This window comes from Burkholderia cepacia complex sp. TUM26381 (genome assembly GCF_057439935.1).
In genome coordinates this window covers 3,217,838-3,233,260 of record NZ_CM172006.1, presented here as the reverse complement: position 1 = coordinate 3,233,260, position 15,423 = coordinate 3,217,838, and the positions used below count along the sequence as shown (strand labels likewise).

Below are 15,423 nucleotides of genomic sequence, written 5' to 3'. Positions count from 1 at the left end.
GTGGGCGAGGCGGGCGGACGTGTCGTTATTTTAGGCGCGCATGAAAAACGGGCCATCGCGGTCTTCCCGCGATGGCCCGTCGGATGCCGGCCGGCGCTTACTTCGGCGCCGACGCGGGCTTCGGTGCGGAAGCCGGCTTTGCGCTTGCGGCCGATGCCTTCGAGGCCGCAGCGGCCTTGCCGGCCGGGCTCTTCGTCGTGCTCTCGGCGAGCAGCGACTTCGATTCCTGGACCGGCTTGCCTTCGAGCTTGTTGAGCGCCTGCTGCATCATGAAGTCGTCGGTGCTGCCGAACTCGATCGGCTTGCGATCGCGATCCTTCTGGCGCTGCTCCGGCGTCTTCTTGTCGTTCTGCTCTTCGAGGACGCGCAGCTGATCCATCCGGCGCTGCTCGCGCTCTTCCTGTTCCTTCTTCTCGTTCGGGTCCTGCGTGTTCGCGAGGTGGTTCGTGTAGTCGACCTCACGCGTCACGAGCACGTCGTCCGGATCGCCGTCTGCGTACTGATCGACCGGCACGTCCGGCGTGATGCCCTTGTTCTGGATCGAACGGCCGCTCGGCGTGTAGTAGTACGCGGTGGTCAGGCGCAGCGCGGTGTCGGCCGTCATCGGGCGGACCGTCTGCACCGACCCCTTGCCGAACGTCGTCTTGCCCATGATCTGCGCGCGCTTCGAATCCTGCAGCGCACCGGCGACGATTTCGGACGCGGACGCCGAATAGGCGTTCGTCAGCACGATCATCGGCACGGTCTTGAACACCGGCGGCAGGTTCTTCAGCGGATCGCCGTCGAAAGAAGGCAGGCGATAGTTGTCGTACGTATCGCGGTAGACCTGCTTCGAATCGGGGATCTGGCCGTTGGTCGACACGACGACCGAGTCGGGCGGCAGGAACGCGCCGGCCACGCCGACCGCGCTCTGCAGCAGGCCGCCGCCGTTGTTGCGCAGGTCGAGGACGAGGCCCTTCAGGTTCGGCTGCTGGCGCGCGATGTCCTGCAGCTTCGCCGCGAGGTCAGGCGTCGTGCGCTCCTGGAAGCTCGTGATGCGGACATACGCGTAGCCCGGATCGAGGATCTTCATCTTCACGCTCTGGACCTTGATGATCGCGCGCGTGACCGTGACCGGGAACGTGCGGTCGTCGCTCTTGCGGAAGATCGTCAGCGTGACCTTGGTGCCCGGCTCGCCGCGCATCTGCTTGACGGCCTTGTCGAGCGTCATGCCGCGCACCGGCTTGTCGTTGATGCGGGTGATCAGGTCGCCCGGACGGATGCCGGCGCGGAACGCGGGGGTATCTTCGATCGGCGAGATCACCTTGACGAGGCCGTCTTCCTGCGAGATCTCGATGCCGAGACCCGCGAAGCGGCCCTTCGTCTGCTCCTGCAGCTCGTCATAGTCGGTCTTGTCGAGGAACGACGAGTGCGGGTCGAGGCTCGACACCATGCCCTTGATCGCCGCCGTCAGCAGCTTCTTGTCGTCGACCGGTTCGACGTACTCGCGCTTGATCTGGCCGAAGACTTCCGCGAACAGGCGGAGCTGGTCGAGGGGAAGCGGCGCCGTGGCGGTCTGCTCGGCCGATGCGGAAACCTGCAGCGTGGCGAATACGCCCGTGGCGAGGCCCGCGGCAATCAGGCCGATGTTCTTCAATTTCATTCGCATAGAGATCTGGTGCGGTCGGGAAGCGCGTGGCGGTAGCGGGGATGTAGCGGACAAGTATAACTGTTCGTCCGATCACTCAGTGGAACGGCGCGAAAAGCGTCGAACAGGGCCCGGAGCCGGCCCGGCAAGGCACCGCCGGCCGCACTGCGGGTTCGAAAGCGGATTCGACAGCAGCGGGGCCGCGAAGGTTCGCGCGGGGTGCGGGCCGCGGCCGGGCACCCCGCGCCGGACGCGGCGCGCCCGGCGCGGCGGGCGTCAGCCTGCCTTGCCCTGCTTCGCGACGGCGGCCTGCGCCTGCGCGATCGCGTCCTGGTCGCCGAGGTAATAGTGCTTGATCGGCTTCAGGTTTTCGTCGAGTTCATACACGAGCGGCACGCCGTTCGGGATGTTCAGGCCGACGATGTCGCTGTCCGAGATGCCGTCGAGGTACTTGATCAGCGCGCGCAGCGAGTTGCCGTGCGCGGCGATCAGCACCTGCTTGCCGGCGCGCACGGCCGGCGCGATCGACTCGTTCCACAGCGGCAGCACGCGTGCGACCGTGTCCTTCAGGCACTCGGTGAGCGGCAGCTGCTCGCGCGGCACCTTCGCATAGCGCGGGTCGTTGAACGGCGCGCGCTCGTCGGTCGGCTCCAGTGCGGGCGGCGGCGTGTCGTAGCTGCGGCGCCACACGAGCACCTGGTCGTCGCCGAACTTCGCGGCCGTTTCCGCCTTGTTCAGGCCCGACAGCGCGCCGTAGTGGCGCTCGTTCAGGCGCCACGAATGGACGACCGGCAGGTACATCAGGTCCATCCGGTCCTGCACGTGCCACAGCGTGCGGATCGCGCGCTTGAGCACCGACGTGTACGCGATGTCGAACGTGTAGCCGGCCTCCTTGAGCAATTCGCCGGCCTGATAGGCCTCGTTGCGACCCTGTTCGGTCAGGTCGACGTCGACCCAGCCGGTGAAGCGGTTTTCCTTGTTCCACGTCGATTCGCCGTGGCGGATGAGAACGAGTTTGTACATGGATCTTGCGGTCGGTAGTGATAGGGAAGCGGGGCGCGTCGCACGGGACCCGACCGGGGCCCGCCATCGCGCAAGACGGTTATTTTATAATGGCGGGATTGTCCTCATCCGATTTCTCTTTTTCCGGCGGAATTCCGTGACGTTCTTTACCGATTACACGAACCTGGCCCTCATCGCGATCCTGGTGGTTTCTGGCGGTCTGCTGGCCTGGCCCGCACTGCGCCGCGGCCGTGGCGGCCTGTCGGCCGCAGAGGCGACGCAACTCATCAACCGCCGCAACGCGATCGTGATCGACGTGCGCGCCGCATCCGATTTCGCTGCCGGCCACCTGCCGTCGGCACGTCAGGTCGCGGCGGGCGAGATCGGCGCGAAAATTGCGCAGGTCGCGAAGAACAAGAGCACGCCGGTGTTGCTCGTCTGCCAGAACGGCCAGCAGTCGCAGAAGGCGGCGCGCGAGGTCGAGGCGGCGGGTTACGCCGAGGTGCACGTGCTCGAAGGCGGCGTGGCCGCCTGGCAGCAGGCCGGGATGCCGGTCGTCAAACAAGGAGTGGCGAAGTGAACAAGGTTTTGATGTACAGCACGCAGGTGTGTCCGTATTGCATGCAGGCCGAGCGCCTGCTGAAGCTGCGCGGTGTCGAGCAGATCGAAAAGGTGCTGATCGATCGCGATCCGGCCCGCCGCGAGGAAATGATGACGCGCACGGGGCGCCGCACGGTGCCGCAGATCTATATCGGCGACACGCACGTCGGCGGTTACGACGATCTGTCGAAGCTCGACCGTGAAGGCGGGCTCGTTACGCTTCTGCAAGCGGCCTGATTAGGGCAGAATGGCCGCCGGCCGCGCCGCGGCTTGGGCGCGCAGGAATCATCCGTGGCGGCCGGCGAGAAGCCGGGCCGCTCCGTCACCACTTTTAGGGAAACACCATGTCCGACGTCGAAAACCAACCGTTCTTCAACATCCAGCGCGTCTACCTGAAGGATATGTCGCTCGAGCAGCCGAATTCGCCGGCGATCTTCCTCGAGCAGGACATGCCGTCGGTTGAAGTCGAAGTCGACGTCAAGGCCGACCGCCTTGCGGAAAGCGTGTTCGAAGTGGTCGTGTCGGGTACCGTCACCGCGAAGGTGAAGGACAAGGTCGCGTTCCTGATCGAAGCGAAGCAGGCCGGCATTTTCGACATCCGCAACATTCCGGACGAACAGCTCGACCCGCTCGTCGGCATCGCTTGCCCGACGATCCTGTTCCCGTACCTGCGTTCGAACATCGCCGACGCGATCACGCGCGCAGGCTTCCCGCCGATCCACCTGGCGGAAATCAACTTCCAGGCGCTGTACGAGCAGCGTCTCGCGCAGCTTCAGCAGCAGGCCGGCGCCGCAGCAGGCGCGCCGAACGGCACGACGCTGAACTGACGTTTCTCGGACCGGTGCTGGGTATGAAAGTAGCCGTTCTCGGCGCCGGTGCCTGGGGCACCGCGCTCGCGGGCCATCTGGCCGCGCGGCACGATACGCTTCTGTGGGCGCGCGACGCCGCGCTCATCGCCGGGCTGCAGGCCCGGCACGAAAATTCCCGCTATCTGGACGGCATCGCGCTGCCTGACGCATTGCGCTACGACGCCGATCTCGGCGCCGCGCTCGCGCATGGCGCCGCGGACGATGCGCTGTGCGTGATCGCCGCGCCGGTGGCCGGGCTGCGCACGCTGTGTCGCGCGATGCGCGACGCAGGCTGCGTGCCCGCGCATGTCGTCTGGGTCTGCAAGGGCTTCGAAGCCGACACGCATCTGCTGCCGCACCAGGTGATCGCGGCCGAGCTGCCCGAACAGCAGAGCAACGGCGTGCTGTCGGGCCCGAGCTTCGCGCGCGAGGTCGGGCAGTCGCTGCCCGTCGCGCTGACGGTGGCGAGCCCGTCCGCCGCCTGCCGCGAGCGCACGCTCGCCGCGTTCCATCACGGCGCAATGCGCATCTATACGGGCGACGACGTGGTCGGCGTCGAGGTCGGCGGCGCGGTGAAGAACGTGCTGGCGATCGCGACCGGCATTGCCGACGGCCTCGGCCTCGGGCTGAACGCGCGCGCCGCGCTGATCACGCGCGGCCTCGCCGAAATGTCGCGGCTCGGCGTCGCGCTCGGCGGCCGCGCGGAAACCTTCACGGGCCTCACGGGCCTCGGCGACCTGATCCTCACCGCGACGGGCGACCTGTCGCGCAACCGCACGGTCGGCCTGCAACTGGCAGCCGGCCGCACGCTGAACGACATCCTCGGCGCGCTCGGCCACGTGGCCGAAGGCGTGCGCTGCGCGCAGGCCGTGCTGGCGCTCGCACGCGCGCAGTCGATCGAAATGCCGATCACCGAAGCCGTGTGCGGCGTGCTGTTCGACGGCATCGCACCGCGCGACGCGGTCAGCGGCCTGCTGCGGCGCGACGCGCGCGCCGAGTAGCGCGAACCGGCGCTCCCGTGCGGTTGCGCCGGGCGCGCGGCCCCAAAGCGGACTACGCTTGAACAGTCTCCGGCGTTCCGGGAGGGTGTCATGCTGCAGATCGGTTCCACCACGCTCGACGCGCAGGTCGTCGACATCACGACGCTCGATGTCGACGCGATCGTCAATGCCGCGAACGGCTCGCTGCTCGGCGGGGGCGGTGTCGACGGCGCAATCCATCGCGCGGCCGGCCCCGGCCTGCTCGCCGAGTGCCGCACGCTCGGCGGCTGCGACACGGGCGACGCGAAGCTCACGCGCGGCCACGGGCTGCCGGCGCGCTACGTGATTCATGCGGTCGGCCCCGTGTGGTACGGCGGCGGGCGCGGCGAGGCCGACCTGCTCGCGTCGTGCTACCGGCGGGCGATCGAGCTGGCCGAGGAGGTCGCCGCGACGTCGATCGCGTTCCCGGCAATCAGCTGCGGAATCTACCGTTATCCCGTTGAAGAGGCCGTCGGCATCGCGGTCGGCACCGTCGCCGAAATGCTGCCGCAGGCGCCGAACCTCGCACGCGTGGTGTTCGCGTGCTTTTCCCCCGACATCTACGACCTGTATCGCGCGCGGCTCACGCGAACCTGACGCATCGCGCGTTGGGGATGGCGCGCGCGGTGCGCGTTACGCACCGCCTTCGAAGCCGGCCTGGCGCCACGCCTCGAATACGACCACGGCGACCGTGTTCGACAGGTTCAGGCTGCGGTTGTCCGGCCGCATCGGCAGGCGCACGCGCTGTTCGTTCGGAAAGCGTTCGAGCAGCTCGGCGGGCAGGCCGCGCGTCTCCGAGCCGAACACGAACCAGTCGCCGGGCAGGAACGCGTGATCGTGGAAGCGGCCCGAGCCGCGTGTCGTGAACGCGAACATCCGCGCGGGATCGGGCGATTCGGACGTGATGAACGCATCCCAGTCGCGGTGCACGCGCATCTGCGCGTACTCGTGATAGTCGAGGCCGGCGCGGCGCATCCGCGCGTCGTCGAGCGGGAAGCCGAGCGGTTCGATCAGGTGCAGGTGCGCGCCCGTGTTGGCGCACAGGCGGATCACGTTGCCGGTGTTCGGCGGAATTTCGGGGGCGACGAGGACGACGTTGAACATGTTTCGGTTTGGCTGGGCCGGCCGGGGCGGCGCAACGTGCGCGTTCCCGGCCGGCCGGTTCGTGACGGCCAAGGCCGCGTTGGCGCGGCCGGCCTCTGTATCTAATTAATCCCTGGCGGTGCGCAGCGCAACCAGATTCGTCACGCGCGCGGCGCCCGCGGCCTTCAGCGCGTGCGCAGCGGCCGCGAGCGTCGCGCCGGACGTCATCACGTCGTCGACGAGCGCGACGTGGCGGCCGGCGACGTCACCGGCAACCGCGAACGCCGCCATCACGTTGTCGCGCCGGGCCTGCCGGTCGAGCCGCGACTGCGGCGCGGTGTGGGCGACGCGCGCGAGCAGGGCCGCGTCCGCGCGCACGTCGAGCCGGCGCGCGAGCGGACGTGCAATCGCCCACGCCTGGTTGTAGCCGCGCGCCACGAGCCGCCGGTGCGACAGCGGCACCGGCGCGACCAGGTCGAAACGGCCCGCGCCGCGCGTATCGTCGACCCGCCGCGCGAGCCGGGCGGCGAATTCGGCGCCGAGCGCGAGCCGCGCATGAAACTTCAGGCCGCGTGCCAGCCCGTCGAGCGGCGCGCGGTAATCCGCGAGCGCGAGCGTCGCATCGAATGGCGGCGGGGCGGTGCGGCACGCGTCGCACCGGTACGCGGCCGCTTGGCGGGCGCCGGTCCGGCCGCCACCGCGCGAACGTGCCTGCCCGATGCCCAGCGGCAGCGCGCAGACATCGCAGCGCAATCGCGCCTCATTCCAGTACGCGGCGTCGCAAGCATCGCACATCACGGCGTGTGACAAATTGCCGCACAGTGCGCAGCGATTCGGCAGCGCGACCGCGGCGACCTTCGCCGCGAGCAGGCGAGCCTGCGACAAAACGACGCGCATCGTGCGCTCGGCGGAACTGCGGATCATCGCAACACTCCTGCCACCCCGCCTCAATGAAGCTTCCGGGGCGAGCGAGTATACTTCGGGCTCTTCGCCAGTGTGCCCGACATGTCCCCAGCTTCGACTTCCACCGGCCGTCCGGCCAATGACGCCAGGCGCCTGCGGCGGATCTTCGACCGCCGTGCCGCCACGTTCGACGCGGTCGCGTTCCTGCCGCGCGAGATCGCGCAGCGGATGAACGAGCGTCTCGAATACATCAAGGTGAGCCCCACGGCCGTGCTCGACGCGGGCTGCGGCCCGGGCGACGACCTGCCGGCGCTGCGTGCGCGCTTTCCGGAAGCCCCCGTGTTCGGCGTCGACCTGTCCGGCGCGATGCTCGCGCGGGCCGGTCAGCGCGAGGTCGAGCAGACCAACTGGCGCCGCTGGCTGCCGGCGTCGCTCGGTCGCGCGCTGGGCCAGCGCGGCCCGCGCGTCGCGCAGGCCGACTTCGCCGCGCTGCCGTTCCCGGGCAGCGCGTTCGACCTGATCTGGTCGAATCTCGCCCTCCACTGGCATTCGCGCCCCGACGCGGTGCTGCCCGAATGGCAGCGCGTGCTGCGCGTGAACGGCCTGCTGATGTTCAGCACGCTCGGCCCCGACACGCTGCGCGAGCTGCGCGCGGCCTGCGCGGACGCCGAAGCGGCGCTGGGCATGGCATCGCCGGCCGCGCGCGTGATCGATTTCGTCGACATGCACGACCTCGGCGACATGCTCGTCGAGAGCGGCTTCGAGATTCCCGTGATGGATCAGGAAGTGCTGACCGTCACCTACAAATCCCCCGATTCCCTGCTGGCCGACGTGCGCCGCTGGGGCGCCTATCCGTTCGAGCGCACGGCGCCGCAGCACGCGACGCGGCGCTTTCGCACGGCGCTCGGCGACGCGCTGGAGGCGCGCCGGCGCGCGGACGGCACGATTCCGCTGACATTCGAGGTGATCTACGGCCACGCATGGAAGGCCGTACCGCGCACGACGGCCGAAGGGCACGGGATCGTGCGCATCGAGGATATCGGCAAGGGGCGTCCGAAGAATCGGTAAGGCGGTAAAGAGGGGTTTTGTTATGTCTGAAATTAGCGGCGCAAAGCGGGGTCGAATTGGCGCCTGAAATGGCCGGAAAGCTTGTCGCGCTTGGCTTGCGGGGCGATAGGCGCTTGCTTGTGGATGCCATTGAACCCGCCTATAATGCGTCAGCTTGTCGTCCCGGGGTCCCCGCAATACGGGGCGACGAGTCCGATGCAGGCATGCATCGCATGCCATTCGCGTGAGGCGGCGATGGAAGCAGCGAGGGTTTTGGCGGAGACGACGAACGGCGAGCCGGTCCTCGAAGACTGGCTGATGAAACGCAACTGTTCGGTGTCGCCACGCCAGTTCGTGCTGTTTTACGCGTCGCTCGCGGGCTTCTCGCTGGTGATCGCGACGTTGCTGATGTGGAGAGGGGCCTGGCTCGTCATGCCCTTTACCGGAATCGAGTTGCTGGCGGTGGGTGTCGCATTTGCGGTCTATGCTCGCCATGCGGTCGATTACGAGCGCATCAGGCTGTTTCCGCATCGGCTCGTGATCGAGCGAATGGATGCGGAGCGGCTCACGCAGATCGAATTCAACCCGCGCTGGGTGCGGGTCGAGCCGGGTGCGACGCCACGCGATCCGATTCGACTGGTATCGCGCGGGCAGACCGTCGTAATCGGGCAGCATCTCGCGCAGTACAAGCGTGCGCAGTTCGCCGACGAACTGCGCGTGTCGCTCAGGCGCTGCGGCTGACGAGGCGCGGGCACCGGCCGGAAACAGGCCGGCGACTTGCGACGGGGGAGGGTTTGAATGGAAATTTTGGGTAAGGATGCTATGAAAACAATCAAGCGAGCCCTCGCGGGCGTGCTGGCATGCAGCGGATTGCTCTTTGCCGGCGCGGCCCTGGCGGTCGGTGATAGCCCGGGCGGCCCCCGTGTCAACGAGATCAACTTTCAGCCGCCTGTCACGAAGATCGCCGAGGAGCTCTACGATCTCCACACGATGATGCTGATCCTGTGTACGGTGATCTTCGTCGGCGTGTTCGGCGTGATGTTCTATTCGATCTTCGCGCACCGCAAATCCAAAGGCCACAAGGCCGCCAATTTCCATGAAAGCACGACCGTCGAGATCATCTGGACGATCGTGCCGTTCGTCATCGTCGTGCTGATGGCGCTGCCGGCGACGAAGGCCGTCGTCGCGATGAAGGACACGACGAACGCCGATCTCACGATCAAGGTCACCGGCTACCAGTGGAAGTGGGGCTACGACTACGTGAAGGGCCCGGGCGAGGGCATCGGTTTCCTGTCGACGCTGACCACGCCGCGTGACGAAGTGATGGGCAAGAAGCCGATCACCGACACCTATCTGCAGGAAGTCGACAACCCGCTCGTCGTGCCGGTCAACAAGAAGATCCGCATCATCACGACCGCGAACGACGTCGTCCACTCGTGGTACGTGCCCGCGTTCGGCGTGAAGCAGGATGCGATCCCCGGCTTCGTGCGCGACACGTGGTTCAAGGCCGACAAGGTCGGCACGTTCCGCGGTTTCTGTACCGAGCTGTGCGGCAAGGAACACGCGTACATGCCGGTCGTCGTCGAAGTGCTGTCGGAAGACGACTACGCGAAGTGGGTCACGGCGCAGAAGGCCAAGCTGGCCAGCGCGGCGGTCGATCCGAACAAGGTCTACACGATGGCTGAACTCGTCGCGCACGGCGAGGAAGTCTACAAGGCGAACTGCGCGGCCTGCCACCAGGTGAGCGGCAAGGGCCTCGGCGCATTCCCGGCCATGGACGGCAGCCCGATCGTGAACGGCCCGATCGCCGGCCACGTCGAGCGCGTGCTGCATGGCAAGGGCGCGATGCCGTCGTGGGCGTCGCTGTCGGACCTCGACATCGCTTCGGTCATCACGTACGAACGCAACTCGTGGGGCAACCACAAGAACGACCTGCTGCAGCCGAAGCAAGTGGCTGACGCACGCAACGGCAAGATGCCGGAAGACACGGCAGGCGCGGCAGCGGCACCGGCGGAAGCGGCTTCGGCACCGGCGCAAGCCGCGTCGGGCGCCGCCGAGCAGCCGGCAGCCGCAGCGGCCGCGCTGTCGACGATCTACTTCGAAACGGGCAAGAGCGTGCTGCCGGCCGATGCGAAAGCGGCGATCGCCGCCGCGGCCGACTATGCGAAGGCACATCCGGACGCGAAGCTCGCGCTGTCGGGCTTTACCGACAAGACGGGCTCGGCCGACGCAAACGCCGAACTGGCGAAGCATCGTGCACAGGCCGTGCGCGATGCGCTGAAGGCAGCAGGCGTGGCGGAAGACCACATCATCATGAAAAAGCCGGAAACGATCACGGGCGGGGCTGACGCTAAGGAAGCCCGGCGTGTCGAGATCGGTCCGGCGGCTTGACGTGTCGCTGAGTTAGTCGACGTATTCGCATTAGGAGATTCTCATGTCTAGCATCGGGCACGACGTAGCCGCGGACCACGCGCACGACGACCACGCGCACGAAATGCCGCACGGCTGGCGTCGCTGGCTGTTCGCCACCAACCACAAGGACATCGGTACGCTGTACCTGTTGTTCTCGTTCATCATGTTCCTGTCGGGCGGCGTGATGGCGCTCGGCATCCGTGCCGAGCTGTTCGAGCCGGGCCTGCAGATCATGCGTCCGGAGTTCTTCAACGAACTCACGACGATGCACGGTCTGATCATGGTGTTCGGCGCGATCATGCCGGCGTTCGTCGGCTTCGCGAACTGGATGATTCCGCTGCAGATCGGCGCATCCGACATGGCGTTCGCGCGGATGAACAACTTCAGCTTCTGGCTGCTGCCGGTCGCGGCCGTGCTGCTGGTCGGCTCGTTCTTCGCGCCGGGCGGCGCGACGGCTGCCGGCTGGACGCTGTACGCACCGCTGTCGACGCAGATGGGCCCGGGCATGGACTTCGCGATCTTCGCGGTCCACATCATGGGTGCCTCGTCGATCATGGGCGGGATCAACATCGTCGTGACGATCCTGAACATGCGCGCACCGGGCATGACGCTGATGAAGATGCCGATGTTCGCATGGACGTGGCTGATCACGGCGTACCTGCTGATCGCGGTGATGCCGGTTCTGGCAGGCGCGATCACGATGGTGCTGTTCGACCGCCACTTCGGCACGTCGTTCTTCAACGCGGCAGGCGGCGGCGACCCGGTGATGTACCAGCACATCTTCTGGTTCTTCGGCCACCCCGAGGTGTACATCATGATTCTGCCGGCGTTCGGGATCGTGTCGCAGGTGATCCCGGCGTTCGCACGCAAGACGCTGTTCGGCTATAGCTCGATGGTGTACGCAACGGCATCGATCGCGATCCTGTCGTTCATGGTCTGGGCGCACCACATGTTCGCAACGGGCATGCCGGTCACCGGCCAGCTGTTCTTCATGTACGCGACGATGCTGATCGCGGTGCCGACGGGCGTGAAGGTGTTCAACTGGCTCGCGACGATGTGGCGCGGCTCGATGACGTTCGAAACCCCGATGCTGTTCGCGATCGGCTTCCTGTTCGTGTTCACGTTCGGCGGCCTGACGGGCCTGATGCTCGCGATGGCACCGCTCGACATCCAGTATCACGGTACCTACTTCGTGGTGGCGCACTTCCACTACGTGCTGGTGGCCGGGTCATTGTTTGCGCTGTTCTCGGGCTGGTACTACTGGGCACCGAAATGGACGGGCTGGATGTACAACGAGACGCGCGGCAAGATCCACTTCTGGGCGTCGATGATCTTCTTCAACCTGACGTTCTTCCCGATGCACTTCGTCGGTCTCGCGGGCATGCCGCGCCGCTATGCGGACTACCCGGCGCAGTTCACGGACTTCAACCAGGTCGCGACGATCGGTGCATTCGGCTTCGGCCTCGCACAGGTGTACTTCCTGTTCGCAGTTGCGCTGCCGGCCTACCGTGGCGGCGGCGAGCTGGAAAAGGCGTCGGACAAGCCGTGGGATGGCGCGACGGGTCTCGAGTGGACGGTGCCGAGCCCGGCTCCCTTCCACACGTTCGAGCAACCGCCGCACGTCGAGTAAGTTTCACCCAGCGTTCCGCCGCTGCCTGCCGTGCAGGCAGGCAGCGGCGGGCGCGGAATCGAGATTTCAGCGAAGTTTCAGATGAACCGGAATCCACAAGAAAGACGAACGCCCGAGCAGATTCGCGCGGGCAACAAGCGGCTCGGCCTCATCCTGCTCGTCATCGCCGCCGTTTTCTTTGTGGGTGTCGTGATCAAGCAGTGGTGGCTGTCCACTCACTGATGCAGTAACTGACGCAGTAGCGAGGAAGTAGTCGTATGTCGAAGCCGGAAGAGGGCGCCGTCGATCGCGCGTTCAATCGTTCGATGCTGGTGAAGCTCTTCGTCGTGGCCGGGCTGATGTTCGGTTTCGGCTTCGCGCTGATCCCGATGTATCGGGCGATCTGCCAGATCACCGGCATCAACAACCTGGTGCAGCGTGACGTCAGCGAGCGCGAGGTGAAGAACTCGCAGGTCGACACCAGCCGTACGGTGTCGGTCGAGTTCGATGCGAACGCGCGCGGGCCGCTCGGCTTCAAGCCGGAGCACAACAGCCTCGACGTGCATCCGGGCGAACTGACGACGATCGTGTACGACGTGACGAACGGGCAGGGCCGGCCGGTCGTGGCGCAGGCGATTCCGAGCTACGCGCCGAAGCAGGCGACGGAGTTTTTCAAGAAGATCGAGTGTTTTTGCTTCACGCAGCAGACGCTGGCCGCGAACGAGTCGCGCAAGATGCCGGTGGTGTTCGTGATCGATCCGAAACTGCCGAAGGATGTGAAGACGATCACGCTGTCGTACACGTTCTTCGAGCTGAATACGCCGGCCACACCGGCGCCGGCGCAGCGGAGTACCGCGGCGCAGGGCGCGGCGAAGCCGGACGCATGACGACGGAGGCGGGGCGATGACGGAGGTCAAGCGGGGCGGATCGTTCGGCCAGGCGCTGAAAGCCGTGCTGTGGTCGTTCTTCGGGGTGCGCAAGCGGCGCGACCTGGAGGCCGACGCGACGCAGTTGAATCCGCTGCACGTGCTGATCGTCGCGTTGCTCGCGGCCGGCGTGTTCATCGGCGTGCTGATTCTGATCGTGCGTGCCGTCGTGGGTTAAGGCCCGCGGCCACGAAAGAATGCAGTGCGCAGCGCCACGGCGCTGCGTGCAGGAAAGAGCGGGTGCAGTCGTGCCGCGCAAGAAATAAAGCCGGAGCGGTTTCCGGTACACAAATTGGACAGAAGTGGAGAATCAAGCATGAGCGGTCAAAACCAGACCCCGTACTATTTCGTGCCGCATCCGTCGCACCATCCGATCAGTGCAGCCATCGGCCTGCTGGTCATGCTCGGATCGGCGGCGCTGTGGATCAACGGTCACGACTGGGCGCCGTTTACGGCGCTGCTCGGCCTGCTGTGGTTGCTCTTCACGCTGTATCACTGGTTCGGCGACGCGATCGCCGAATCGGAAGGCGGTCATTACGGCAAGAACGTCGACAAGTCGTACCGCTGGAGCATGAGCTGGTTCATCTTCTCGGAAGTGATGTTCTTCGGCGCGTTCTTCGGCGCGCTGTTCTATGCGCGTGAAATCGCGCTGCACCAGCTCGGCAGCCTCGACTACAAGCTGATCTGGCCGGACTTCTCCGCCGTGTGGCCGAACGAAGGTCCCGCTGCGCTCGCCGGTCACTTCAAGACGATGGGGCCGTGGCCGATCCCGACGCTGAACACCGCGTTCCTGCTGTCGTCGGGCGTGACGCTGACGATCTCGCACCACGCGCTGCGCGACGATCATCGCAAGAAGGCGATCGCCTGGCTGGCCGCGACGCTCGCGTTCGGTATCTGCTTCCTGTTCCTGCAGGGCTTCGAGTACTACCACGCGTACAACGAACTGAACCTGACGCTGAACTCGGGCGTGTACGGTTCGACGTTCTTCCTGCTGACGGGCTTCCACGGTTTCCACGTGTTCCTCGGCGGCACGATGCTCGCGGTGGTGCTGGTGCGGATGATCCGCGGCCACTTCAAGCCCGATCATCACTTCGCATTCGAAGGCGCCGCGTGGTACTGGCACTTCGTCGACGTCGTCTGGCTCGGCCTGTACGTCGTCGTCTACTGGCTGTAAATGGAAAAACGGCCCGCGCAGCAATGCGCGGGCCGTTTTCATTGGTGTCGCGACCGTGAGGCTGCGAGCGATACCACCCTGGCGCCGCCGCGACTCAGTCAGGCGGCGCTTTTGCTTGGTGGCGCGGCCGTGCGGCGAAATGTCACAGCGGCGGATGCGGTAGAGGCATCAACGCCCGATCGGCAGGCCGGTCGAATGGATCCAACCCATCCAGTTCGCGATCAGGATGAGCAGGAACAGCGACACCGACAGCCCGACGCGGGTGGCGAGCGACCAGACCATGCGCTTCGTGTGGCCGCGGTCGTGCATCATGAAGTAGAGCGCCGAGCCCATGCTGGCAACGATGAGGACGAAGGCGATGGGAACGAGTATGTGCATGACACGAACCGGACGACGGCAATTCGGAAGGAAGAGGATAATTATCGCACTTCGCTTTCGCGCATGTGCCGGGCGGGCCGCATGATGAAGATTCGCTGGCTGCCCGCGCTCCTGATCCTCGTCGTCGTCGCCGTCACGATCAGGCTCGGGTTCTGGCAGCGCGACCGCGCGCACCAGAAGGAAGCGCTGCAGGCGAGCATCGCGCGCTACGAGCAGGCGGTGCCTGTCGACGTCGGCGCGCAGCCGATGCCGCTCGCGTCGATCGAGTTTCATCGCGTGCGGGCCAAGGGCCGATTCCTGCCCGAGCAGGCGGTGTTCCTCGACAATCGGCCGTATAACGACCAGCCGGGTTTTTACGTCGTGATGCCGTTTAAACTCACGGGCGGCGGCGTCGTGCTCGTGAATCGAGGCTGGCTGCCGCGCAATATTTCCGATCGCACGGCGATCGAGCCGTTCGCGACGCCGGCGGGTGACGTCGAGATCGTCGGCATCGCGCGCGCCGATGCATCGCGTGCGTTCGAGCTGGGCGAGGGCGGGTCGGCCGCGCATCAGAAGATCCGGCAGAACCTGGACGTCGCCGAGTATGCGAAGGAAACGGGGCTGCCGCTGCAGCCGTTCGTGATCCAGCAGACCAGCGACGACGGCGACAAGCTCGTGCGCGACTGGCCGGCGGCAACGACCGGCGTCGAGCGCAATTACGGTTACATGTTTCAGTGGTGGGCGATGGCCGCGGCCGCGCTCGGCTTCGGCCTGTACGCCGCGCGGCGTGCGGCGAAGAAGTCGGCCGGCGCGTGA

Annotated in this window: 19 protein-coding genes; 14 read left to right on the top strand and 5 right to left on the bottom strand. The window is 66.4% G+C overall.

From position 1 onward, the window contains the following. Positions 1-97: 97 nt before the first annotated feature. Both ACWMMN_RS15190 and gpmA read right to left on the bottom strand, forming a co-directional pair. Positions 98-1,648 carry a S41 family peptidase gene (locus ACWMMN_RS15190; protein WP_059233117.1) on the bottom strand — a complete coding sequence of 517 codons (1,551 nt, stop codon included), beginning with the start codon at positions 1,646-1,648 and terminating at the stop codon, positions 98-100. Between the two features lie 255 nt (positions 1,649-1,903). Continuing rightward, on the bottom strand, positions 1,904-2,650 hold the full coding sequence (gene gpmA, locus ACWMMN_RS15185; RefSeq protein WP_021164239.1) for a 2,3-diphosphoglycerate-dependent phosphoglycerate mutase: 747 nt from the start codon (positions 2,648-2,650) through the stop codon (positions 1,904-1,906). 136 nt (positions 2,651-2,786) lie between these two features. Here gpmA and ACWMMN_RS15180 point away from each other — a divergent pair, with 136 nt between their 5' ends. The 5 genes from ACWMMN_RS15180 (at position 2,787) to ACWMMN_RS15160 (ending at position 5,693) form a co-directional block, all read left to right on the top strand. After that, positions 2,787-3,209: a rhodanese-like domain-containing protein gene (locus ACWMMN_RS15180; protein WP_059233118.1), complete on the top strand. Its 423-nt coding sequence runs from the start codon at positions 2,787-2,789 to the stop codon at positions 3,207-3,209. Further along, entirely contained in the window at positions 3,206-3,466 is a 261-nt protein-coding gene (gene grxC, locus ACWMMN_RS15175) for a glutaredoxin 3 (protein WP_059233119.1), read from the top strand. The genes ACWMMN_RS15180 and grxC overlap by 4 nt, the downstream gene beginning before the upstream one ends. Before the next feature lie 107 nt (positions 3,467-3,573). Continuing rightward, a complete protein-coding gene (gene secB, locus ACWMMN_RS15170; protein ID WP_011353285.1) occupies positions 3,574-4,056 on the top strand; it encodes a protein-export chaperone SecB in 483 nt (160 codons plus the stop codon). A gap of 23 nt (positions 4,057-4,079) precedes the next feature. Further along, entirely contained in the window at positions 4,080-5,078 is a 999-nt protein-coding gene (locus tag ACWMMN_RS15165) for an NAD(P)H-dependent glycerol-3-phosphate dehydrogenase (protein WP_059233120.1), read from the top strand. A gap of 90 nt (positions 5,079-5,168) precedes the next feature. Further along, a complete protein-coding gene (locus ACWMMN_RS15160; RefSeq protein ID WP_059233121.1) occupies positions 5,169-5,693 on the top strand; it encodes an O-acetyl-ADP-ribose deacetylase in 525 nt (174 codons plus the stop codon). Positions 5,694-5,729: 36 nt separating this feature from the next. Here the strand turns inward: ACWMMN_RS15160 and trmL are convergent, their stop codons facing one another. Both trmL and ACWMMN_RS15150 read right to left on the bottom strand, forming a co-directional pair. Further along, entirely contained in the window at positions 5,730-6,200 is a 471-nt protein-coding gene (gene trmL, locus ACWMMN_RS15155; RefSeq protein WP_059233122.1) for a tRNA (uridine(34)/cytosine(34)/5-carboxymethylaminomethyluridine(34)-2'-O)-methyltransferase TrmL, read from the bottom strand. A 105-nt stretch (positions 6,201-6,305) separates the two neighbouring features. Continuing rightward, complete coding sequence (locus ACWMMN_RS15150) at positions 6,306-7,103, bottom strand: ComF family protein (protein ID WP_486422813.1); 798 nt, start codon at positions 7,101-7,103, stop codon at positions 6,306-6,308. An 81-nt stretch (positions 7,104-7,184) separates the two neighbouring features. Between ACWMMN_RS15150 and ACWMMN_RS15145 the strand changes: the two genes are divergently transcribed. The 8 genes from ACWMMN_RS15145 (at position 7,185) to ACWMMN_RS15110 (ending at position 14,250) form a co-directional block, all read left to right on the top strand. Next, positions 7,185-8,150, top strand: a complete 966-nt coding sequence (locus ACWMMN_RS15145; protein WP_059233124.1) for a methyltransferase domain-containing protein — start codon at positions 7,185-7,187, stop codon at positions 8,148-8,150. Positions 8,151-8,345: 195 nt separating this feature from the next. Beyond that, positions 8,346-8,870: a DUF2244 domain-containing protein gene (locus ACWMMN_RS15140; RefSeq protein ID WP_059233125.1), complete on the top strand. Its 525-nt coding sequence runs from the start codon at positions 8,346-8,348 to the stop codon at positions 8,868-8,870. Positions 8,871-8,927: 57 nt separating this feature from the next. Then, on the top strand, positions 8,928-10,520 hold the full coding sequence (gene coxB, locus ACWMMN_RS15135) for a cytochrome c oxidase subunit II (RefSeq protein ID WP_174994087.1): 1,593 nt from the start codon (positions 8,928-8,930) through the stop codon (positions 10,518-10,520). A 43-nt stretch (positions 10,521-10,563) separates the two neighbouring features. Next, positions 10,564-12,171 (top strand): cytochrome c oxidase subunit I, encoded by a 1,608-nt coding sequence (gene ctaD / locus ACWMMN_RS15130; RefSeq protein WP_021163746.1) that lies wholly within the window; start codon positions 10,564-10,566, stop codon positions 12,169-12,171. 81 nt (positions 12,172-12,252) lie between these two features. Next, positions 12,253-12,393, top strand: coding sequence for a cytochrome oxidase small assembly protein (locus ACWMMN_RS15125; protein ID WP_006760728.1), 141 nt, complete (start codon positions 12,253-12,255; stop codon positions 12,391-12,393). A 35-nt stretch (positions 12,394-12,428) separates the two neighbouring features. Continuing rightward, the gene (locus ACWMMN_RS15120; protein ID WP_059233127.1) at positions 12,429-13,037 is read left to right on the top strand and encodes a cytochrome c oxidase assembly protein; all 609 of its coding nucleotides are present in this window, start codon (positions 12,429-12,431) and stop codon (positions 13,035-13,037) included. A 16-nt stretch (positions 13,038-13,053) separates the two neighbouring features. Then, positions 13,054-13,254 (top strand): DUF2970 domain-containing protein, encoded by a 201-nt coding sequence (locus tag ACWMMN_RS15115; RefSeq protein WP_021163748.1) that lies wholly within the window; start codon positions 13,054-13,056, stop codon positions 13,252-13,254. A gap of 138 nt (positions 13,255-13,392) precedes the next feature. After that, the gene (locus tag ACWMMN_RS15110) at positions 13,393-14,250 is read left to right on the top strand and encodes a cytochrome c oxidase subunit 3 (protein ID WP_059233128.1); all 858 of its coding nucleotides are present in this window, start codon (positions 13,393-13,395) and stop codon (positions 14,248-14,250) included. Positions 14,251-14,418: 168 nt separating this feature from the next. On the opposite strand, the gene ACWMMN_RS15105 is transcribed toward ACWMMN_RS15110, so the two are convergent. Beyond that, positions 14,419-14,628 (bottom strand): twin transmembrane helix small protein, encoded by a 210-nt coding sequence (locus ACWMMN_RS15105; RefSeq protein WP_486422812.1) that lies wholly within the window; start codon positions 14,626-14,628, stop codon positions 14,419-14,421. Positions 14,629-14,712: 84 nt separating this feature from the next. On the opposite strand from ACWMMN_RS15105, the gene ACWMMN_RS15100 reads away from it, so the two are divergent. Beyond that, positions 14,713-15,423 (top strand): SURF1 family protein, encoded by a 711-nt coding sequence (locus ACWMMN_RS15100; RefSeq protein ID WP_059236599.1) that lies wholly within the window; start codon positions 14,713-14,715, stop codon positions 15,421-15,423.